15 protein-coding genes and 8 tRNA genes are annotated in these 20,820 nt (G+C 41.8%); 21 read left to right on the top strand and 2 right to left on the bottom strand.

What is annotated here, in order from left to right:
- Positions 1 to 45: 45 nt before the first annotated feature.
- On the bottom strand, positions 46 to 663 hold the full coding sequence (locus tag H3302_RS09330; RefSeq protein WP_065978522.1) for an arylesterase: 618 nt from the start codon (positions 661 to 663) through the stop codon (positions 46 to 48).
- On the opposite strand from H3302_RS09330, the gene H3302_RS09325 reads away from it, so the two are divergent.
- From H3302_RS09325 to H3302_RS09225, 21 genes are all read left to right on the top strand, one after another.
- Positions 664 to 1,383, top strand: coding sequence for an ABC transporter ATP-binding protein (locus tag H3302_RS09325; RefSeq protein WP_036967761.1), 720 nt, complete (start codon positions 664 to 666; stop codon positions 1,381 to 1,383).
- Entirely contained in the window at positions 1,373 to 3,874 is a 2,502-nt protein-coding gene (locus tag H3302_RS09320; RefSeq protein WP_182395001.1) for an ABC transporter permease, read from the top strand. The genes H3302_RS09325 and H3302_RS09320 overlap by 11 nt, the downstream gene beginning before the upstream one ends.
- A 126-nt stretch (positions 3,875 to 4,000) precedes the next feature.
- Positions 4,001 to 4,525, top strand: a complete 525-nt coding sequence (ruvC, locus tag H3302_RS09315) for a crossover junction endodeoxyribonuclease RuvC (protein ID WP_036967765.1) — start codon at positions 4,001 to 4,003, stop codon at positions 4,523 to 4,525.
- Between the two features lies 1 nt (position 4,526).
- Positions 4,527 to 5,147: a Holliday junction branch migration protein RuvA gene (gene ruvA, locus H3302_RS09310; RefSeq protein WP_036967766.1), complete on the top strand. Its 621-nt coding sequence runs from the start codon at positions 4,527 to 4,529 to the stop codon at positions 5,145 to 5,147.
- 7 nt (positions 5,148 to 5,154) lie between these two features.
- The gene (ruvB, locus tag H3302_RS09305) at positions 5,155 to 6,159 is read left to right on the top strand and encodes a Holliday junction branch migration DNA helicase RuvB (RefSeq protein WP_036967767.1); all 1,005 of its coding nucleotides are present in this window, start codon (positions 5,155 to 5,157) and stop codon (positions 6,157 to 6,159) included.
- A gap of 362 nt (positions 6,160 to 6,521) precedes the next feature.
- Positions 6,522 to 6,764: a hypothetical protein gene (locus H3302_RS09300; protein ID WP_036967770.1), complete on the top strand. Its 243-nt coding sequence runs from the start codon at positions 6,522 to 6,524 to the stop codon at positions 6,762 to 6,764.
- A 478-nt stretch (positions 6,765 to 7,242) separates the two neighbouring features.
- Positions 7,243 to 7,947 carry a protein TolQ gene (gene tolQ, locus H3302_RS09295; RefSeq protein WP_036967773.1) on the top strand — a complete coding sequence of 235 codons (705 nt, stop codon included), beginning with the start codon at positions 7,243 to 7,245 and terminating at the stop codon, positions 7,945 to 7,947.
- Positions 7,934 to 8,368: a protein TolR gene (tolR, locus tag H3302_RS09290; RefSeq protein WP_036967776.1), complete on the top strand. Its 435-nt coding sequence runs from the start codon at positions 7,934 to 7,936 to the stop codon at positions 8,366 to 8,368. The genes tolQ and tolR overlap by 14 nt, the downstream gene beginning before the upstream one ends.
- 2 nt (positions 8,369 to 8,370) lie before the next feature.
- Positions 8,371 to 9,309 carry a cell envelope integrity protein TolA gene (gene tolA, locus H3302_RS09285; protein WP_036967778.1) on the top strand — a complete coding sequence of 313 codons (939 nt, stop codon included), beginning with the start codon at positions 8,371 to 8,373 and terminating at the stop codon, positions 9,307 to 9,309.
- A 9-nt stretch (positions 9,310 to 9,318) separates the two neighbouring features.
- Entirely contained in the window at positions 9,319 to 10,677 is a 1,359-nt protein-coding gene (tolB, locus tag H3302_RS09280; RefSeq protein WP_036967780.1) for a Tol-Pal system beta propeller repeat protein TolB, read from the top strand.
- Positions 10,678 to 10,711: 34 nt separating this feature from the next.
- Positions 10,712 to 11,254 (top strand): peptidoglycan-associated lipoprotein Pal, encoded by a 543-nt coding sequence (pal, locus tag H3302_RS09275; RefSeq protein WP_036967784.1) that lies wholly within the window; start codon positions 10,712 to 10,714, stop codon positions 11,252 to 11,254.
- A gap of 12 nt (positions 11,255 to 11,266) precedes the next feature.
- Complete coding sequence (gene ybgF, locus H3302_RS09270) at positions 11,267 to 12,025, top strand: tol-pal system protein YbgF (protein ID WP_036967786.1); 759 nt, start codon at positions 11,267 to 11,269, stop codon at positions 12,023 to 12,025.
- Between the two features lie 168 nt (positions 12,026 to 12,193).
- Positions 12,194 to 12,269, top strand: a tRNA-Lys gene (locus H3302_RS09265).
- A 64-nt stretch (positions 12,270 to 12,333) separates the two neighbouring features.
- Positions 12,334 to 12,409: transfer RNA gene (locus tag H3302_RS09260), tRNA-Lys, on the top strand.
- A 61-nt stretch (positions 12,410 to 12,470) separates the two neighbouring features.
- Positions 12,471 to 12,546, top strand: a tRNA-Lys gene (locus H3302_RS09255).
- A 62-nt stretch (positions 12,547 to 12,608) separates the two neighbouring features.
- Positions 12,609 to 12,684: transfer RNA gene (locus tag H3302_RS09250), tRNA-Lys, on the top strand.
- A 64-nt stretch (positions 12,685 to 12,748) separates the two neighbouring features.
- Positions 12,749 to 12,824 (top strand) — tRNA-Lys (locus H3302_RS09245).
- A gap of 53 nt (positions 12,825 to 12,877) precedes the next feature.
- A tRNA-Lys gene (locus H3302_RS09240) sits at positions 12,878 to 12,953 on the top strand.
- A 53-nt stretch (positions 12,954 to 13,006) separates the two neighbouring features.
- Positions 13,007 to 13,082, top strand: a tRNA-Lys gene (locus H3302_RS09235).
- Positions 13,083 to 13,212: 130 nt separating this feature from the next.
- Entirely contained in the window at positions 13,213 to 14,253 is a 1,041-nt protein-coding gene (gene nadA / locus H3302_RS09230; RefSeq protein WP_036967789.1) for a quinolinate synthase NadA, read from the top strand.
- A 150-nt stretch (positions 14,254 to 14,403) separates the two neighbouring features.
- Positions 14,404 to 14,491: transfer RNA gene (locus H3302_RS09225), tRNA-Ser, on the top strand.
- A gap of 94 nt (positions 14,492 to 14,585) precedes the next feature.
- Here H3302_RS09225 and H3302_RS09220 read toward each other — a convergent pair.
- The gene (locus H3302_RS09220; protein ID WP_182394999.1) at positions 14,586 to 20,753 is read right to left on the bottom strand and encodes a pectinesterase family protein; all 6,168 of its coding nucleotides are present in this window, start codon (positions 20,751 to 20,753) and stop codon (positions 14,586 to 14,588) included.
- Positions 20,754 to 20,820 lie beyond the last annotated feature (67 nt).

Genomic DNA, 20,820 nt, shown 5'->3' with positions numbered 1-20,820 from the left:
TGCTTGTTTATTGTTCATTTTAAGCAATAAAACAGAGGCTAGGTGTTAATCTAGCCAATCATTGATCGTTTTATACATGAAATCACGTATTAATGGTTGGGCATCAGCGTTTGGGTGTAAATTGTCGTTTTGCATGAGCTCCGGGCGACCTGCTATGTCTAACATAAAGAATGGCATAAGTTCGCTGTCGGTTTCATTGGCAATACTTTCAAAGCTGTCGGTAAATAACTTAGTGTAGCGGGGGCCATAATTTGGTGGAATCTGTACTTCCATCACGGCAGTTTTGGCACCTGCTTGTTGGCTTTTGTTAATTAAATCACGTAAGTTAGCGTGTAAACGTTTGATTGGAAAACCACGTAAACCGTCATTTCCACCAAGCTCAATAAGTACATGAGTGGGTTCAAATTCGGCTAGCAGGGTATCAAGTCGTCTAAGTGCTCCGCCAGTTGTTTCACCGCTAATGCTTGCATTAACTAAGTTAACAGGTTGGCTTTTTTCATCGTACTTATCTTGTAACAATTTAACCCAACCTTGCTCTTGTTTGAGGCCGTAAGCGGCGCTTAAACTGTCACCTAAAATTAAAATTGTGTTGTCAGCTGCTGCCGTAAGTGGTTTGATTACTAACAGTAAAACGAATATAAAACGTAGGATTGGATGCATCATATGTCAGCGCTTTCTCAATTAAACATCATTCAAGTTAATGGACTTACTAAAACAGTCACCACAGTGGAGGGTGACCTAACCATCCTCAGTGACATCAGCTTTAATGTCAAGTCGGGCGATTCTGTTGCCGTTGTTGGCACATCGGGCTCGGGTAAGTCTACGTTACTGAGTTTATTAGCAGGTCTTGACCAGTCAACCAGTGGCAGCATTCATTTAGACGGCGCTGCTTTGCACGATTTAGATGAAGAAGCCCGCGCGGCATTACGCGCTGATAAAGTGGGGTTTGTGTTTCAGTCTTTTATGCTTGTGCAAAGTTTAACCGCGCTTGAAAATGTGATGCTACCGGCAGAGCTTGCAGGTAGTAAAAATGCAAAACAACAAGCCCTAGAGTTACTCGAAAAAGTGGGTCTTAGCCACCGTGTGGGGCATTATCCTTCGCAACTTTCTGGTGGTGAGCAACAGCGTGTTGCAATTGCGCGTGCATTCATTGGTACGCCTAAAATTTTGTTTGCGGATGAACCCTCAGCAAACCTTGATAGCAAAAATGGTAGATTGATCGAATCTTTGCTTTTTGAACTGAATAAAGAACACGGTACCACGCTTATTTTAGTAACCCATGACGAACAGCTTGCTGAAAAATGCCAACAAATTTTACACATTGAAGCAGGTCAATTAGTAACAGTAAAAGAGAGCGAAGAGGTGCAAGCGAATGTGGGCTAAGTTAGCACTTAAATTGTTTTCACGTGAGTTTAAACGGGGTGAATTAACGGTGATCAGTGCAGCTATTGCTTTGGCTGTGCTCACCGTATTAACGCTTTCTATGGTAACAGACCGAATTGGTCAAAGTATTGCGCAAAAAAGTAGTGCCTTTATCGCTGCGGATCGTGTGTTGGCCAGTAATCATCAGTTACCAACAGAGTATTTGCAAAAAGCGCAGGAACAGAGCTTACGCACTGCAAAAATTACGTATTTCGATACCATGCTATTTGCAGGTGACGAAATGCAACTTGGCTCAGTAAAGGCGGTTTCTGATAGTTATCCATTAAAAGGTGAACTTAAAGTAAAAACACGCTTAACTTCAAATGCTATTGTTACTGACGAAGTGCCAAAAACAGGTGAGGTATGGCTTAGTGAGTCGGTGTTTTATGCGCTTAATATTCAGGTTGGTAGTCAAGTTGAGCTGGGCGCTGCAACGTTTACAGCAAGTCGAGTGGTTGCCGAAGAACCCGATGCTCCTTTTAATGTTTTTTCCAGTAGTCAACGCATTTTAATTAATGAACGTGACATAGACGCGACACAGGTGATCCAGCCGGGGAGTCGCGTGTTTTATCGTCAATTGTATGCCGGTGAGCAAAGTGACTTAGACACCTTTTATGCATGGCTTAAACCCCAAATGAAAGAAAACCAACAGTGGTATGGTGTTAAAGACAGGCAATCACCTATTGCGAACAGCTTAAATAGAGCGGAGAGCTTTTTATTACTGGCAGGTTTGTTAGGTATCATTTTAGCGGCAGTGGCAATTGCGGTATCGGCAAAACGCTACTGCGAAAGGCAATATGACCCAGTCGCAATGATGAAAACTCTTGGTGGCAGTAGGGCAACTATCCGTAAAATTTACTTATTACATTTAAGTTTAGTTTGCACAATGTCGGTCATTTTGGGGTTAGTTATTGGTTATTCTTTACAAATGATAGCCAGTGATTACCTTGCTCAGTCAATGGGCACAGAGCTGCCAAGCGCATCGGCAAAACCTTGGCTTATCGCAGTCAGTACAGGCGTGATTTGTGCCGTTATGTTCTCGATTAAGCCGCTGCTGGATTTATTTGATATTCCCCCATTGCGTGTACTTCGTCGCAACTTGGGAGACCGTTTATTAGTGAGCAAAATTCACCTTGCAATGTCGGCGCTAACGGTGTTTTTGTTAATGTGGTTGTTCAGTAATAACATTAAAATTACGGCCATTTTATTTACCTCAACAGCGTTTTTAATCGTGGTGCTATTTGGTCTATCGAAGCTTATTTTTGGTGGGGGTCGTAAGCTAGGCTTAAGTCCTGGTAATAGTTGGTCTTTAGCGATTGCTTCAATTCAAAAGCGAGCGAATGTAAACGCGGTGCAGCTTATAAGCTTTGCGCTTGCTATTAAATTACTGTTGTTTTTAATCGTACTTAAAAACGACATGATTTCAGATTGGCAGTCACAATTGCCAGCCGATGCGCCAAACTCATTTTTAGTGAATATAACAGAAGCTGAGCTTGAACCTATCACGTCGTTTTTAGCAGAGCGTGACATGCCTACGTCAGATTTTTACCCGATTGTTCGTGGTCGTGTTAATGCCGTTAATGGTGAGCTGGTGGCTCGCGAGGTATCATTAGAAGACAATGAGAAAAAAGATGAAGAAGCACGTTCAGGTATTGGCCGCGAGTTAAATCTTACATGGCGCGCTGAGCTACCCAAGCAAAATGAGTTAATTGACGGTACATGGTTTACCGAGAGCTCAGTGGCAGAGGCGTCATTAGAAGAGTCAATGTTAGCGCGTTTAGATGTAGAGTTGGGCGATACACTCACCTTTTTAATTGGCGCTCAGTCATTTGATGCCAAAATTACCAGTGTACGTAAAGTAAATTGGAACACCTTAAAACCGAATTTCTTTATTATTTTGAGCCCCGATGTGCTGCAAAGTTTCCCTGCGACGTACATTTCATCGGTGCGTGTAAATAAAGATCAAAAGCGAGAGTTTAGTGAGTTATTACGTCAATACCCAACGGTGAATGCGATTGATGTTGAAAGCTTTATTAAGCAAATACGCTCAACAATAGAGCAAGTATCGTTAGCGATTGGCTTTGTACTCGCGATTGTTGTTGCGTGTGGTGCTTTAGTGCTTATTTCGCAAGTGCAAGCCAGCCTAGGTGAGCGTATGCAAGAAATTGTTATTTTGCGTACACTGGGCGCTAAAGGGCGATTAATTAAAAACGCGACCTTGTATGAATTTTTATTATTAGGCTTTACGGCCGGTTTAGTCGCGGCTGTTGTCAGTGATGTTGCTTTGTTAATTGTACAAAAACAAATGTTCGAATTAGCAGGTAAGTTGCATCCACATATTTGGTTAATAGGCCCCGCAGCAGGTGGGTTATTTGTTGCGTGTTTAGGGTATTTAATGATAGCGCGTACCATGCGAAAAAATACTCAAGGTTTACTGCGGTCGCTAGGATAAAGACAATGTTTAAAAAATGCTCGCAATTGCGGGCATTTTTTATGAACTGCAATTAGTTACTGGTAATTTATACAGTGCTCTGGCATTATTAAATGCAGATGATGATTTTATAGATGGGTCAGTTAGTTGGCGATTATTTTAGGGATTGATCCTGGTTCACGATTAACAGGTTATGGGGTAATAGCCCACCAAGGTACTAAATTTACTTATTTAGGGAGTGGCTGTATAAAGCTTGCTGATCACGACTTTCCTATACGCTTAAAAATGATTTATCAAGGTGTTAGCCAGTTAATTGAACAGTTTTCGCCTGATAATTTTGCCATTGAAAAAGTGTTCATGGCACATAATCCTGACTCAGCACTCAAACTTGGTCAAGCCCGAGGGGCCGCCATAGTCGGTGCGTCAATGGCAGAGTTGCCCGTATTTGAGTACTCAGCCAGACAAATAAAACAGGCGGTCGTGGGGAATGGTGGTGCCGATAAATCGCAAGTACAGCATATGGTTAAAAATATTCTAAAACTGCCGGGAACCCCGCAAGCCGACGCTGCCGATGCGTTAGCAATTGCCATTTGCCATGCTCACTCAGAACAAAATTTAATTAAACTTGCGGGCAGCGCGAGCAAAACCGTAAGAGGACGATTAAGGAAGTAATATGATAGGTCGATTAAACGGGTTACTTGTTGAAAAGCAGCCACCAGAAATACTTATAGAGGTAAGTGGTGTCGGTTACGAAGTGCAAATGCCAATGACCTGTTTTTATGATTTACCCAATGTGGGTGAACAAGCGGTTATTTATACTCATTTTGTTGTTCGCGAAGACGCACAGTTATTATTTGGTTTTAATAATAAAACTGAGCGTGCTTTATTTAGAGAGCTGTTAAAAGCAAATGGGGTAGGCCCTAAACTTGGCCTTGCCATTTTGTCGGGCATGTCGGCGCAGCAGTTTGTTAGTTGTGTTAACAATGAAGATGCGACAACCTTGGTTAAACTTCCTGGGGTGGGCAAAAAGACTGCAGAGCGCTTGGTACTTGAAATGAAAGACAGGCTAAAAAATTGGGGTAATGACTTATTCACACCATTTAGCGATAATGCCATTATTGAGCCTGCAAGTAATGATACGCTAGTAGCGAATAATGCTGCGGATGATGCTGTTTCAGCACTTGAATCTTTAGGCTATAAACTACCGCAAGCGCAAAAAGCGGTTAAAGCTGTAAATAAACCAGGTATGACAACAGAGGTTCTTATTAAAGAAGCTCTAAAGTCAATGTTGTGAGTACACCATGATTGAAGCAGATCGCTTAATTGATGCGAGTGAACAAAGTAATGAAGACAGTGTCGATCGTGCAATACGTCCAAAACTATTAAACGATTACACAGGCCAGCCGCATGTTAAGCAACAAATGGAAATTTTTATTGAAGCCGCTCGTCATCGTGGTGAGGCGTTAGACCATTTACTCATTTTTGGTCCGCCGGGTTTGGGTAAAACAACACTGGCTAATATTGTAGCGAATGAGCTTAATGTAAACATTAAAACGACTTCAGGGCCGGTTCTTGAAAAAGCGGGCGACTTAGCCGCGCTATTAACTAACCTTGAAGAAGGCGATGTACTGTTTATTGATGAAATTCACCGCTTAAGTCCGCAAGTAGAAGAAATACTTTACCCCGCAATGGAAGATTATCAGCTCGATATTATGATTGGTGAAGGTCCTGCGGCACGATCAATTAAGCTCGATTTACCGCCTTTTACATTAATAGGGGCTACAACGCGTGCTGGCTCGTTAACATCGCCATTACGAGATCGTTTTGGCATTGTGCAACGCTTAGAGTTTTATTCGGTTGAAGATTTATCAAAAATTGTTGCCCGCTCTGCTCGATATTTAGATTTAATCATGTGTGACGAAGGCGCCGTTGAAATTGCTAAACGCTCACGCGGTACACCACGAATAGCAAACAGACTTTTGCGCCGAGTACGAGATTACACGCAAGTTAAATCAGACGGTAAAGTAAATGCCGAAGTCGCTGAACAAGCACTTGATATGATCGATGTTGATAAAAGCGGTTTTGATTACATGGACCGAAAATACCTTCTTGCCATCATTGAAAAGTTTATGGGTGGCCCCGTGGGTCTCGATAATTTAGCGGCTGCCATTGGCGAAGAAAAAGAGACTATTGAAGATGTCATTGAGCCATTTTTAATTCAACAAGGATTTATTCAACGCACGCCCAGAGGGCGACTCGTTTCTGATATTGCCTACCTTCATTTTGGTCTTACCCCAGATAAATAACAAAACCCCGCTTAGCGGGGTTTTTAGTTTTTAGACGTTAGATATTAGAAAGAAAGTAGATACTAGAAGGTAGATACTAGAAGGTAGATACTAGAAGGTAGATACTAGAAGGTAGATACTAGAAGGTAGATACTAGAAGGTAGATACTAGAAGGTAGATACTAGAAGGTAGACCGAGCGGGGGTTACTGTAGCGATTAAATATAAAAAGCTTGCCTAAGGTTAATGTGGATTTATTTTGCACAAACCACAAACCACAAACCACAAACCACAAACCACAAACCACAAACCACAAACCACGATTGATGGTCTCATTTTAACATCTGTAATTCACATGCTGTTAAGTTATCTGTAGGTATTCTCATTGACGTTTGTGCAGGCAAAAAAAAGCCCGCATAAGCATGCGGGCAAACAACAAGTTGAAGGAAGTAATCCAGGGAACTACGGTTTTCTTAAAGAGGTTTTATCCTGTTTAAGTCAACCAAGTGCAATACGAAACTTCATATTGCAAAAAACGGAGCTTAATGAAAAAACTTTCAAAGGTTGCAGCTCGGTATGGGGAAATGATACGCAATGGTGGATTTTTCTTCAAACTAGAAAAATTTAATTTTCAGATAAAAAAAACTAATGTGAGTGAATTGTTGGTTTGTTTTCTTTTTGTTCACTTATTGAGTGTTTTTACTTTAAGTTTATGAATAAAATGATTTTTATAATATTAACAAACATTGTTCAGGATTAGTTTAAGTATTCTGTAGTAGATTTGCAAAACATGTTTTGGGTGTTTATGCGTAAAATATGAATAAACGCTGTATTTTATGAGGTTTTGCTATATTTTTAGTTGCCTAATGGTGGTACTCATTTTTGCAGTGAAAACACAGCAAAAATAAGTTTTTAAAGGATTGTGAGCAAAAAATAGCTAAGCTGAGTGCTTTTCACCGTTATTTGCCGCTATTTCACAGCAAGAGCGTTGTCAGTTCATTATTGACTAGATACACTAGATGTAACTTTTGGCCAAGTTTGTGGTCAATAAATGCAAGTGTAAAAAATATAACAAATTATATAGAAATCTATTTTAGGAGTTTAACGTGGGATCAGGGCTTAACTTTTTAGATCTTATTCTAGAAGCCAGTGTACTTGTCCAATTAGTGATGTTGGCATTAGTGGGTATGTCGGTCATGTCATGGGCAATTATTTTTCAACGTAAAAAAGCGATTTCTGATGCATTAAATGGCGCAAAGCGTTTTGAGCAAAAGTTCTGGTCAGGTGTTGATCTTAGTAAATTATATAATGAAGTGTCTGCCCGCCCAGGCGGAGCTTCGGGCGTTGAAGCTCTTTTTGTTGCCGGTTTTAAAGAATTTGCACGCCACAAAAAAAATACGTTCCAAAGTGCCAGTATCGTTATGGAAGGCACGCATCGTTCAATGCGTGTTGCTTTGTCGCGTGAAGTTGAAAAATTAGAATCTAGTTTATCGTTTTTGGCGACCGTTGGTTCTATTAGTCCTTATATCGGCTTATTTGGTACTGTATGGGGTATCATGAATGCATTTATCGCACTAGGTGAAGTGAAACAAGCTACATTACAAATGGTTGCACCGGGCATTGCCGAAGCACTTATTGCAACTGCAATGGGCTTATTTGCGGCAATTCCAGCCGTTATTGCTTACAACCGTTTTGCAAATAAAGTAGAAAAGCTGGAGGGTAATTATATTAACTTCATGGAAGAGTTCGCCAATATTTTACACCGCCAAGCAGCTACGCAAATAGAGGCAAAAGCGAATGTATCAGCGTAAAAAACGTCGCCCAGTAGGGGAGATAAACGTAGTACCTTACATTGACGTTATGTTGGTACTACTTATTATATTTATGGCAACAGCCCCATTAATTACTCATGGGGTGAAAGTAGATTTGCCAAAAATGGAAGAATCTGATCTTGTCGATACAAAAGATACACCGCCTATCATTGCGTCAATTGACGCTGAAGGTAAGTATTATGTCAGTATCGGCACTGACCCAGAAGCACCGATGGAAGCATTAGACGTCGCTGCTGTGATTAAATTACAGTTGCAAAAAAATCCCGATACTCCGGTTATGATCAAAGGTTCAGGTCGTGTATCTTATCAAGAAGTATTGTTGTTAATGGATTTTCTTAAAAATGCAGGGGTGCCTTCAGTTGGCCTTATGACCGAATCGTTTGAGGGGAATAAAGGCTAGTTATGGGTGCATCAGTAATAAAATCAGTTCTTTTGCACTTGGCAATTGCAGGTTTATTAGTGGCGACAGCCAATTTTCATATGCCAGCACCAAAAGTAATGGAGGTGACTTTAAACCCTGCATTACCTGAGCCTGAAAAAGCGGTGTCAGCTGTCACGGTTGATCAGCAGAAGGTTGAGCAAAAGATTGCCGAGCTAAAAAAGCAAGAAGAAGCTAAAAAGCAAGCAGAAGCAAAACGTATTCGTGATTTAGAGCGTCGTGCTAATGACGCGCGCAAGCAACGTGAAGCTGAAGACCGCCGTCTGAAAAAATTAGAACAGCAGCGTCGTGCGAAAGAGAAAGAAAAAGCCGAAGCTGAAGCTCAAGCAAAGAAAGCGCGTGAAATTCAAGAGAAAGAACGTGCTAAAGCGCAGCAAGCTGAAAAGCAAAAGCAAGAAGCCGAAGCAGCAGCAAAAGCCGCGGCACAGAAGCGTAAAGCCGAAGAAGAAGCATTGAAAAAAGCGGAAGAAGAGCGCAAGCGCAAAGCTGCAGAAGCTGAAGCTGAACGTAAACGCAAAGAGGCTGAAGCAGAGCGTAAGCGTCAGCAGGCATTGCAAGAGCAAATGCTCCAAGAGCAACTGGCTGCAGAACAGGCTGCACGTGATAAAGTGCGTCAGCAGCAGGTTGTTGGCGAAGTTGAGAAATATAAAGCGTTAATTATGGCGCGTATTCAGCAAAACTTCTTAAAAGATGAGAAGATGAAAGGCAAAGAATGTCGCCTTAATATTCGCCTTGGCTTTAATGGTTTGGTGACCCAAGTTAAATCATTGGGTGGAGATACGTTAGTGTGCGAAGCTGCGATGCGCGCAGTGCGTATGGCCGACACGCTACCTGTATCACCAGATCGTGAAGTATTTGAGCAATTAAAAAATATTAATTTAACAATAGCGCCTCAATTTTAAAGGAATGATATGTTTAACCAGATAAAAACAGCATGTTTTATTGTATTACTGGGCTTTCATGGCATTGCCAGTGCTGCATTAGAAATCGTGATCACCGATGGTATCGATGGTGCGCGCCCAATTGCGGTTGTGCCTTTTAAATATCAAGGTGTGGGTCCTATCCCTGAAAAGTTAAGTTCAGTGATTGCTGCCGATTTAATGCGCAGCGGAAAATTTAAGCCGATCGACGTTAATACTATGCCTCAGCTTCCTGCTAAAGATTCAGATGTTGATTACGGCGCGTGGGTTAATAAAGGTGTCGAAGCTGTGTTAGTGGGTGAGGTAGAGCAACAACCTAATGGCCGTTACCGTGTTAAATATGAACTTATTGATGTGATTCGTGGCCAAATTACGGGCGGCGAAACACAATTAATGAGCAACGGTAAATTGGTTAAAAGCCAAGATCATATTTTAGATGCACGTGAAAGTGTTATTGGTGAAAATGGTTTTCGTCGATACGCACACCGTATCAGCGACGTGGTTTACGAAGCTCTTACGGGTGAAAAAGGCGCATTTTTAACAAAAATTGCCTATGTCATTGTGCGTGAAAATGACGCTAAACCTTATCAATTGGTGGTTGCTGATTATGATGGCTTTAATGAGCAAGTGTTGCTTCGCTCTAAAGAGCCGCTTATGTCACCAGCGTGGTCGCCAGATGGGACTAAGTTAGCGTATGTAACGTTTGAAAATCGCCAAAGCCAAATTTACATTCAAGACTTATATACAGGAAAACGCGAACTAATTACCAGTCACCCTGGTATTAATGGTGCGCCTCAGTTTTCTCCTGATGGTAAAAAACTACTGTTAGTGTTATCAAAAGACCGTAATGGCGCAACAGAAGTGTACTTATTAGACCTTGCAACACGCAAAGAAACTCGACTTACAAATCACCGCAGTATAGATACTGAACCATCATGGTTTCCAAATGGTCAAGATATCGTGTTTACCTCTGAAAGGGGTGGTAATGCTCAGATTTATAAGTTAAATTTGCAAACAGGTAGGTCAAAACGAATGACCTTTGATGGTGACATGAACTTAGCAGGTTCGGTTTCACCGGATGGAAAAGAATTAGTGATGGTGAACCGTACAAACGGTCAATACCATCTTGCTAAGAAAGAGCTAGCTACAGGTGCGTTCCAAGTATTAACGAGAACACGCCTAGATGAATCGCCGAGTATTGCACCCAATGGCTCGATGATTATCTACAGCACGCTTCATAATAATAAACAGGTGTTAGCGTTAGTTTCTATGGATGGTCGCTTTAAAGCACGCTTACCTGTGCTAGACGGACAAGTTAAGGCACCGGCTTGGTCGCCTTATTTACAGTAATTTTACTGGTTTACTCAATATAGGAATCAATTCAATGCAACTTAATAAAACTTTAAAAGGCCTGCTAATTGCTGTGCCAGTGATGACTTTAGCAGCATGTAGCTCTTCTTCAGGTGTTGACGAAGGTGCTGCAAACCAAACAAACCAAGGTGCGGTTGAGCAAGCAAACAACAATGATACAGTTGAAGTTGCAACGCTTACTCCAGAGCAACAAGCTGAAGAAGCACTTCGTGAAAAATACGAAGCGTTACGTCAAGAACAAATCATTTACTTTGGTTTTGATAACGCTAAAATCCAAAGCAAATACGCTGAGCTTCTACAAGCACACGCTGAGTTCTTAGTACAAAACCCTTCAGTTAAAGTACTAATCGAAGGTCACGCAGATGAGCGCGGTACGCCTGAATACAACATCGCATTAGGTGAGCACCGTGGTCAAGCAGTAGAAAAATATCTACAAAGCTTAGGTGTTTCTGCTAGCCAAATGTCGGTAGTGAGCTATGGTGAAGAGAAGCCAATGGTTAAATCTCGCACTGAAGAAGCGTTCGCTAAAAACCGTCGCGCAGTATTAGTTTACTAAGAAAGAGACATTATGAAGCCGAAAATTATTTTGGCAGCAATGATCTTAAGCGGGAGCACCCAGTTATGGGCTGCTCCCGCTCCTGTTTCAGAAGCTGCAAGCTCGCAATCGAGCATAGAGAAACGTTTAATCGCATTAGAAAACATGATGAAGTCACGTAATTTATTGCAAGCTGAGCTTCAGCAGCAGTTGAATATTTTACAAGACGAAGTGAGTCAGGTTCGTGGCATTACTGAAGAGCAAAGCTATAAGCTTGAAAAAGTGCTCCAACGTCAACGTGAGCTTTATCAAGAAATTGAGAATCGCGTTAGTCAGGCCTATTCTCAGCCTGCGGCAGCAACTCAGCCAACGAACACTTACACAGATATAAATGCATCACAGACTATCAGCTCAGACTTATCTGAAAATGAAGCCTATGAGCGTGCTGTGGCGCTAATTATGAAAGATAAGCGTTATGAGCAAGCAATTCCTGAGTTCCAAACATTCTTAACGACTTATCCAAATTCAGTGTATGCGTCAAACGCGCATTATTGGTTAGGGCAGCTTTTAACAATTCAAAACGATCCCGCTGCTGCAACCAAACACTTTAAAGTGGTTGTGAATGAATTTCCGAATTCGAATAAACGCCCTGATGCTATGTTGAAGTTAGGCAACTTACTTGTTGATCAAGGTTTAGGTGAACAAGCCCTTAAAACCTTTAATGATTTAATTAATCAGTACCCAAGTACAACCGCTGCTAAATTAGCCACAGAACGTCTGTCGCAACTGTAGATTTGACCTGATTAGACTGCTTTTTGACTTAAGCGGTCTAAAATTAGGCAACTAGACATAAAAACTTAAAAAAAGAGATATTTTCTGTTGCACTCAGCATTTAAATAAGTATTATAAGCGCCCGCAGCAGGCGATTGGTAACAACAGCCAAAATGCGGCTAAAAGAGCGGGTCATTAGCTCAGTTGGTAGAGCAGTGGACTTTTAATCCATTGGTCGATGGTTCAAGTCCATCATGACCCACCATTATTTTTAATGGTATACTTTTAGATATCGGCGGATTTACGCAGCTTTAATAACGTAACAGAGCGGGTCATTAGCTCAGTTGGTAGAGCAGTGGACTTTTAATCCATTGGTCGATGGTTCAAGTCCATCATGACCCACCATTCTTTGAATGGTACAGTTACATATCGGCGGATTTACGCAGCTTTTAATAAGCAGCAGAGCGGGTCATTAGCTCAGTTGGTAGAGCAGTGGACTTTTAATCCATTGGTCGATGGTTCAAGTCCATCATGACCCACCATTCTTTTTGAATGGTACTGTTAATATCGGCGGATTTACGCAGCTTTTAATAAGCAATAGAGCGGGTCATTAGCTCAGTTGGTAGAGCAGTGGACTTTTAATCCATTGGTCGATGGTTCAAGTCCATCATGACCCACCATTCTTTTTAGAATGGTAATCTAAAATCGACGGATTTACGTATAGCTTTTAGCAAGCAATAGAGCGGGTCATTAGCTCAGTTGGTAGAGCAGTGGACTTTTAATCCATTGGTCGATGGTTCAAGTCCATCATGACCCACCATTCTTTTGAATGGTTATTTATATCGGCGGATTTACGCATCACACATCAAGAGCGGGTCATTAGCTCAGTTGGTAGAGCAGTGGACTTTTAATCCATTGGTCGATGGTTCAAGTCCATCATGACCCACCATTCTTTTCGAATGGTCATGTATATCGGCGGATTTACGCATCACATATCAGAGCGGGTCATTAGCTCAGTTGGTAGAGCAGTGGACTTTTAATCCATTGGTCGATGGTTCAAGTCCATCATGACCCACCACGCTTAATTTATCTTTTTTATCTAAGTTATCCCTTAATTATCTTTAACAGCACTCAGCAATACTGTTCTTTAGCGTTATATTCTCGTATAATTCGCGCCATGAATGCACTGTGGACTAAGTGGTCGAGAAATGAGTCTAGCTGAACAAATTATGCCTGAGGATTATATCTTTCCTCCAAAGCCAGCGCCGTTATCAAAAGATGAGCAAGCTGAGTACAAAGCACGTATTAAACAATTACTAATAGACAAGAATGCAGTTCTTGTTGCCCATTACTATACGGATCCTGAAATTCAAGCACTTGCTGAAGAAACAGGCGGCTGTGTGGCCGACTCGTTAGAGATGGCACGTTTTGGTGCTAAACACGATGCGGATATTATTGTTGTCGCCGGCGTGCGTTTTATGGGCGAAACAGCAAAAATCTTAACGCCAAACAAAACAGTCGTAATGCCAACTTTGGCTGCGACCTGTTCATTAGACGTAGGGTGCCCAATTGAAGAGTTTTCTGCGTTTTGTGATCAACACCCAGATCGTAAAGTAGTGGTGTACGCTAACACCTCTACGGCGGTAAAAGCACGCGCCGATTGGATTGTTACCTCCTCATGTGCGCTTGAAATCGTTGAGCACTTAGATGAGCAAGGCGAAAAAATCATTTGGGGTCCAGACAAGCACCTAGGTTCTTATATTCAAAAGAATACCGGTGCCGATATGATTATGTGGAATGGCGCGTGTATCGTTCATGACGAGTTTAAAACCAAAGCGTTAAAGGACATGAAAGCCCTACACCCAGATGCAGCGGTGTTAGTACACCCAGAGTCTCCTGCTGAGATTGTTGCCCTTGCTGATGCTGTTGGTTCAACAAGCCAACTAATTAAAGCTGCGCAAACCATGGACAACAAAAAGTTCATCGTGGCGACAGACCGCGGTATTTTTTATAAAATGCAGCAGTTATGCCCAGAGAAAGAATTCTTTGAAGCACCTACAGCCGGTGAAGGCGCAACATGTAAAAGCTGTGCACATTGCCCGTGGATGGCTATGAACGGCTTAAAAGCGATTGAAGAAGCCCTAACAGACCCACAAGGCAAAGAAGTGTTTGTTGATATGGACTTACGCGAAGGCGCGTTAAAATCGCTTAATCGCATGTTAGAGTTCTCTGCGACACTACAACGCTAAGAATTGTTGCGATAGAAATGAAAGGCAAGGTGTACATACCTTGCCTTTTTTGTTTGTTTACTAGCCACTTAAGTTCGCTATTTTAAAAACCCCTTGCGTATGTAGGGTTGTTTTCATACTATAACGCCGCGTTAATCAGTTAACGCTTTAGGTGACGTGTCCGAGTGGCTGAAGGAGCACGCCTGGAAAGTGTGTATACGGCAACGTATCGAGAGTTCGAATCTCTCCGTCACCGCCATTTCCTTTTTATATACTTGTCTATTTTTATCAAATTTTCTTTATAAAAAAATAAACCCCGCAATTGCGAGGTTTATAGCGTAATGCGAAATGCACTATTGAATGCTTATTTCATCCAATGTGATAGTCGCTTCACTTTCCGTTCTTATGGTGATGAATGAAGTGCTGGTTGCAACGAGTCCATCCACAGTATAAGTTTGGCCTGCTGTTAAGTCAGACAGCGGCACAGAATAAAACTTAGACGCAGTGCCATGAATTGAATTGCTACTACCCGAAGTATTGTTATCGACATAAATTTGAAAGTTTTTGGCTGTGTTTCCAGCTACCCCTGCAACTTTGAACGTTACTTGGTAGTTGTTTGATAAATCAAGCAAGCCTGTTGTTTCGGTGTCATTTCCTGTCGTACTGGTACTTGGGGTTGTGTTAGCAATGCTAATTCTAGCGCCAGTCATTGTTAACTGTCCGCCTGCGACGTCAACATTACCTGTTACACGGTAGAACAGCGCTTGTTCGTTACCCGCAGATCCTGAAATATCACGATAGCTGTTACTAAAAAACTCATCAGTATTAGCAGCAGAGAAGTTTTCAGTAAAAGGCAATCCAAGTGGTTCTTGTATAGGAGGCTCCGTTGGAGACTGAATATCAGGAATGTCTAAATCACTTTGATCCAGCTTACCAACACCTGCATGAGCAAGTACATGTGCTTTAACATCCATTACAGGCGTAAGCGTATATTCATAAGGTGCTTTATATGAGCTGGTTGGCGTCATGCCGTTTTCAGTCACTTCTGCTCGTACATCCCCATCTGCCGCATCACTCCATGTAATGCCTTCGCCTAGATAATTACCTGATGTGTTCCAATAACCAATCTGTGCTGAATAAAAAGAAACCACAGGGTTCTTGGTATTTTCAAAGTAATTATTCTCTATGTGTAGCTCAGCTCCCATGCGTGAATTAATTGCACTTGAAGTGATATTGTTATAGTAGTTATTGAAAATATGACCATTACCGAACCTAAATAAAGGGACCCGAGAGACAATATTTTCAAAGCGGTTGTGATGGAAGGTGATATGACGGTTTTTATTACTGCTGTCGTCATTGTCACTATGGCCATGTAATGAAGTTTTCCAACTATCATGTATATAGTTGTAAGAAATGGTAATGTTCTCAGCACCCGACTTAGAATCAATTAAGCCATCATAATAGTCTTGATCCACGGAGAGCGAAGAATACAACTCATTATGGTCAATCCAAATGTTTGCTGTTGTTTCGTTTTCATCACCTTCAATTGAAATTCCGTCTTTACCACCAGTGAGTACTTCATGAATTTTTAAGTTTTGGATGATAATGTTGTTAGCGCGGCGAATAGCAATGCCAATCCCACTAAACTCACCTCTATCAGCCACACCGATAATTGAGACATTATTCATATCTTTAATTTCAATAGATTTATTATCACCGCCACTGTTAGCATCTGTGATTACACCATCAACATAGATAGTAATAGCGGATGCTGAAGACTTCGCTTGTGCTAGGGCTGCTTTTAATGAAGCCCCATTATCAACAGTAACAACAGTACCGCCTTCACCTCCGGTGATATTATAGTTATACCCTGCAAACCCTCGACTAGGATTGATTGGCGCAATGCTGACAGGCTCATCCGGTAGTTGAGGAATAGCAAGTGGTTTTGGACTCCATCCTTGACCGTCGTTATAATCTGCAAAAATGTTTTCGCGGTCTAGTAGCTCGCTGACTTCTGAATCTGAAAGAATATAGCCACCTTCGCGTTCAGATAAATCAAGTGGATTACTGTCTAAATCCATACTGCCATATTCGCGCCAACCACTGGTTGCTGTGGCAACGCTAGGGTTAGGAGCAGGTTGATTATTTACACCTTGAACAGCCCAGCCAATTTTAGCGATATGTGTATCAAACCTATTGTTTATTAAGGTTATATTATCAAAGTATGTATCGCTGCCTCCACTTCTTGCAATGTATGTTGAGTTATCTAAAACATCATTGCCAATGGGGCCAGGACCGTGTGTGAATCGACTATTCAAGAAAATAAAACCAGGGTCTGTTTCTACAGGTACACGCGCTTGTAAAACATAGCCACCCGCTGAGTCAGTTAAAGGATCACCGTCTTTTGAATCACCGATTGTACGGATCTCTGAACTCTCGAATAACGCCGTTGTTGGGTAACCCCAAATAAAATCAACATTCCCTGCAACAAGCGTGTTGTAGAACCATGAGTATCCTTTTAACAGGAGGGTATCTTGTTCACTTTTAAAGCGGGCATTGTTCGCAACTAGGCGGTACGGGCTATTGAAATAAATAGTTTCTGCTTGGTTTGAATCCACTTTATTACGAATATGCGTATTTTTAAGGGTGAGATTATTAAGGGTCAGCATGTCGACACCTTCTACTAAAAACACACTTCTACCTCCGTTAGGTGTTCCTGTGCTAATAGGTGCACTGCCACCCGTGCCGCCATTCATAGACTCGTAATTCTCATATTGAATAACGGTGTTTTCTTGGCTTTCACCTTGAATAGTGAGGTTGTTTTTATCGCGTAAAAATAACAGTTCGTTATAGATGCCGTCTTTTATGGAGACAGTGGTGTGCTCATCTTTGCCCAAGTACTGCATAGCAAAATTAAGTGCACCTTGCACAGTTCTAAAGTCTGCCGCACCTTCATCATCAACGAGCAGCTGATTACCTGCAGGCATGCTTACTTTAGTGACAAAGTCCCATTGACTGTTATCACCTAGGCCACTAAATTCTTGACCATTTAGCATTGCACCAACCACGACATCATCACCAATTACAACACGGTATGTATGTCCATACTCAAGGGTATTATTGCGTGGTTTAATGGTGAGCGTGTTCCCATTTAGCTGTAGTGGATAGTAGTAAACAGAGCGAACTTTAGCTTGTCCAGCAAAACCAATGTGGTCAATGTTTTTACCAACGGTAAGGGTATCGACTAAACTGTTATCGCTGACTTTATAAATACGTACTTCACCTAAAGCGCCTAAACTTGGTTCATTATCAAATGTAAGGCTAAATTGCGTATCAATAAATTGATTGGCACTGTTTTTTTCAGGAAATAATTTTCCAGTTAAGTCGCCATAGTCAGTTGTTGGCATGACAAAACCTTCAGCCACACTCACCTCTATTGTTCGGGTTATGGTACTATCAGAACCAGAGACGAACGTAATCGTGGCATTACCGGCCGCCATTGGGGTGAGAGTAATTACACTACCATTGATATCGACACTGACAATTTTGTCATCAGTTGAAGTCACTGTGAATTCATCAATTGTTACCCCATCATTTTTAATGGCGGTGACATTAATTGTTAATGGTTCAGCTGTCGTTGAGGTGTCCCAGTTAGGGTCCTTGTAATCCAGTGTGAGTTGAATGGGTTTGATAGTCGGATCGCCAACTTTTAAGTCATCCAATTCAAATGAACGGTTATTAGTAAATAAACCTATTAGCCCACGTGCGCTATAATTTGTATCACTCACTGAGCCTAAGTTTTCACCATTTAAGTAAATGGTTAATTGATCATTGATTAATTCAAAACGGGTGGTGTACCAAACACCGTCTTCTGTGCCCCCTTTTTCGCCGAGTAAAATAGGTGTACTTGCCTGAACAGGGCGTGCAATAGAGCCCTCGGTGCTGACAGCAACTTCTACTCGCGTGCTACTAGATGAGTTTTGTACATTTAAACCGCCACCGTACCAGTTTCCTGTATCTTGATAACGGGCCATCATATACAACTGTTTGTTTGCTGTTGTACTGTTTTGACGAGGACGAATTTTCGCTTCTACAAAATAATTACCTGTTTGTGGGATATTTTGCATTGCTTCGTCTGTGGCTAAAATAAGTTCACCGCCTGCGTTGCCTGCGGTGTATCGCATCATGTTATTACCGTTGATATTTAAAATATCGAATTCACCCATGGCACCGTCTACGTTAGTAGGCGTTGCTAAAATTTTCCAGTTGCTCAAATCACCACTTTCAAAATCATCACAAAAATACAGTTCAGGTGCATCTGAACACTTAAAGATACTTGGGTCTTCAACGTACTCAATGCGTAAATTATTAATCACTACTTTACCGCCTGTCTCGGTACGCAATTGTAAAAAAGAGTTCTTGGTAGCGAGTTTTCCGGGTACGACTAAGGTTTCGCCAACAACTAAGTCATTGATTAACTCGTTGAAGAATCGAGATTCACCACCGTGCATCGATTTAGAGCTACTTGATGTATTGTTGTCGACATAGATTTGGAACTTGTTGTCACCTTCAGGATCGCTGGCACTGACAATATCCATGACGACTTGGTAAGGCCTTGATAAATCAAATACCCCCGTTGAGTTTGTATCATTTTCGCTGGTTTCCACGCCCGCAGTGGTATTACCCAAAGTGAATCGGCCCCCGTCCAGTTCTAAGCCGTTTTCGACGACGGTGACGGATCCTCCAGTTTTTGAAAACATCGGAACTTCATTACCTTGACTATCAACTATTTTTTGATAGTCGACAGAAAAAATATCACCAGTAACAGTCGTAAAATCGTTTGTGTAAGGCAGTTCAACAGTGGGGATCTCGCCTGTTGCAGGTGGATCAATTGGCGGTTCAACAGGTGGCTCAACTTCTGGCACATCTGTCGCAACTGTTTCTATTTTTAGATTATCTATGACTAATAAGGCGGCTGAATCGGTTCTGATTTGAAAGTAAGAGTTTTTAATATCTGCGCTCAGGATACCGCGTGCATCTGGGTGCGTTAATTCAGTTCCTGTATTAACATCTTGCCCAGGTATATAAGTATAAGAGAAGCGTTGTCCGACAGGCAGGTTGGTTTCATCAATCGATTTTCCATAAAACTTTGATGCATCAGCATGCACAGAGTTACTTTGGCTTGTTGTATTGTTATCAACGTATAAAGAAAGAGAGCCTGCACCATTATGGCTAATGACGTCAAAGCTAATAGTGAAGCCTTCGCTTAAATTGTATATTCCCACACCCGTTGTATCGCTTGGCGATGATTCTTTACCAGGCAGGGTATTACCGATTGTGAAACGGTCACCTTCCAAAACAAGCTGACCCAATTCATTGATAATGGCACTGCCGCCAGATTTAAAATAAAGAGGCCCACTTCCTTGCTCATCAGAGAGGCTCTTATAACTGGATGAGAAGAATGTATCAGTGTCGGTATCGAATTCTTCGTTTAACGCAAGACCGGTTTGTTCAGCAAGTTCACTAAGCTTTACCAACTCATTTTGGGCTTGCTGTTCATCAAATGCTAAAATATTGTTGTATGCATCATCGTTGTTATCACAGCTAAGTACTAACGTTGCAAGCTGTGCTGCATCATTTGTAGAGCACACACTAAAGGTATTATTGACAGTGTTGTGCGAGCGAGAAATTAAATAATGCTTACTCGGTGTATCACCTTCACTGGTTGTTAATACTAAAACGCGATTACCAAACTGAAACTCATAGCTGCCAACAAGCGTTTCATTCCCATCGACTAGCTTAGTGAATGACCCCGTGCTTGCTCCTTCTTCACTGGGTGTAAACTGCCACATTTCAATACTCGCTTTTGCCCCTTTTACAACGGGGTTATAAATTGTTCCCGTGAAGTCGGCAGGAGTGAAGGCGAGAGGCTGTGTACTGTTATACTGCTCAAAAATAAAATCTACAAAATGCATAATGGCAGTATCAGCACTCACTAAGCTGGTATTTGCTCCCCCAGCGTTAGCAAGCCATTGATTTACCTTTTCGTCAAAATCGTCACTGGCAAAGAATTCTGCAGGTGTTTGTCCTTGGGCTAATTCCATTACGGCAGCCTGTGCTGCTGCGTCACTAATGGTAATACCGTTACTGGTGTCACCATCCACATCTAACGACTGCAATAAACGCAAACTATTGATTACAGCAGGATGAAATACGGTGTCTGTAGAGAATACGCTCAGTGGAGTGACAACATTGCTGGCCGCGACACTTGGAAATGTCAGCTCACCAATAGAAAATGTGATCGCTTCACCACGGAAATAATCAAATTGGCCATTACTGTCCGTTTTACCGTTTGTCACAGACGGGCTGTTATAGGTCAATCCGGCGACAGGGCTATCTATAAAAACCCCTTGAATAGGGGGGAGTGGCGCCTCTTTTACGTTGACAGAGCTTTCTTCGCCGCAGCCTGCAAGTACGGCAGCAAGCAATAAGCAAGATGGAATTTTAATTGTGCTATTCATACATCCCTCCAAGGATGAACGCGTTTAGCAACACAAACGCGTGTGTTCAGTGATTATTGTTGTTTTA

The sequence above is a fragment of the Pseudoalteromonas sp. MT33b genome (genome assembly GCF_014117385.1).
GTDB classification, from domain to species: Bacteria; Pseudomonadota; Gammaproteobacteria; order Enterobacterales; family Alteromonadaceae; genus Pseudoalteromonas; species Pseudoalteromonas lipolytica.
Note: the sequence above shows the minus strand (reverse complement) of the source record. Positions and strands in the feature narration are given on the sequence as shown.

Excerpts from the sequence above, each read along its gene's own strand:
- nadA (WP_036967789.1), top strand. The coding sequence starts at position 13,213 with ATGAGTCTAGCTGAACAAATTATGCCTGAGGATTATATCTTTCCTCCA.
- H3302_RS09220 (WP_182394999.1), bottom strand. The coding sequence starts at position 20,753 with ATGAATAGCACAATTAAAATTCCATCTTGCTTATTGCTTGCTGCCGTA.
- ybgF (WP_036967786.1), top strand. The coding sequence starts at position 11,267 with ATGAAGCCGAAAATTATTTTGGCAGCAATGATCTTAAGCGGGAGCACC.
- tolR (WP_036967776.1), top strand. The coding sequence starts at position 7,934 with ATGTATCAGCGTAAAAAACGTCGCCCAGTAGGGGAGATAAACGTAGTA.
- H3302_RS09325 (WP_036967761.1), top strand. The coding sequence starts at position 664 with ATGTCAGCGCTTTCTCAATTAAACATCATTCAAGTTAATGGACTTACT.
- H3302_RS09330 (WP_065978522.1), bottom strand. The coding sequence starts at position 663 with ATGATGCATCCAATCCTACGTTTTATATTCGTTTTACTGTTAGTAATC.
- ruvA (WP_036967766.1), top strand. The coding sequence starts at position 4,527 with ATGATAGGTCGATTAAACGGGTTACTTGTTGAAAAGCAGCCACCAGAA.
- tolA (WP_036967778.1), top strand. The coding sequence starts at position 8,371 with ATGGGTGCATCAGTAATAAAATCAGTTCTTTTGCACTTGGCAATTGCA.
- tolB (WP_036967780.1), top strand. The coding sequence starts at position 9,319 with ATGTTTAACCAGATAAAAACAGCATGTTTTATTGTATTACTGGGCTTT.
- ruvB (WP_036967767.1), top strand. The coding sequence starts at position 5,155 with ATGATTGAAGCAGATCGCTTAATTGATGCGAGTGAACAAAGTAATGAA.
- H3302_RS09320 (WP_182395001.1), top strand. The coding sequence starts at position 1,373 with ATGTGGGCTAAGTTAGCACTTAAATTGTTTTCACGTGAGTTTAAACGG.
- pal (WP_036967784.1), top strand. The coding sequence starts at position 10,712 with ATGCAACTTAATAAAACTTTAAAAGGCCTGCTAATTGCTGTGCCAGTG.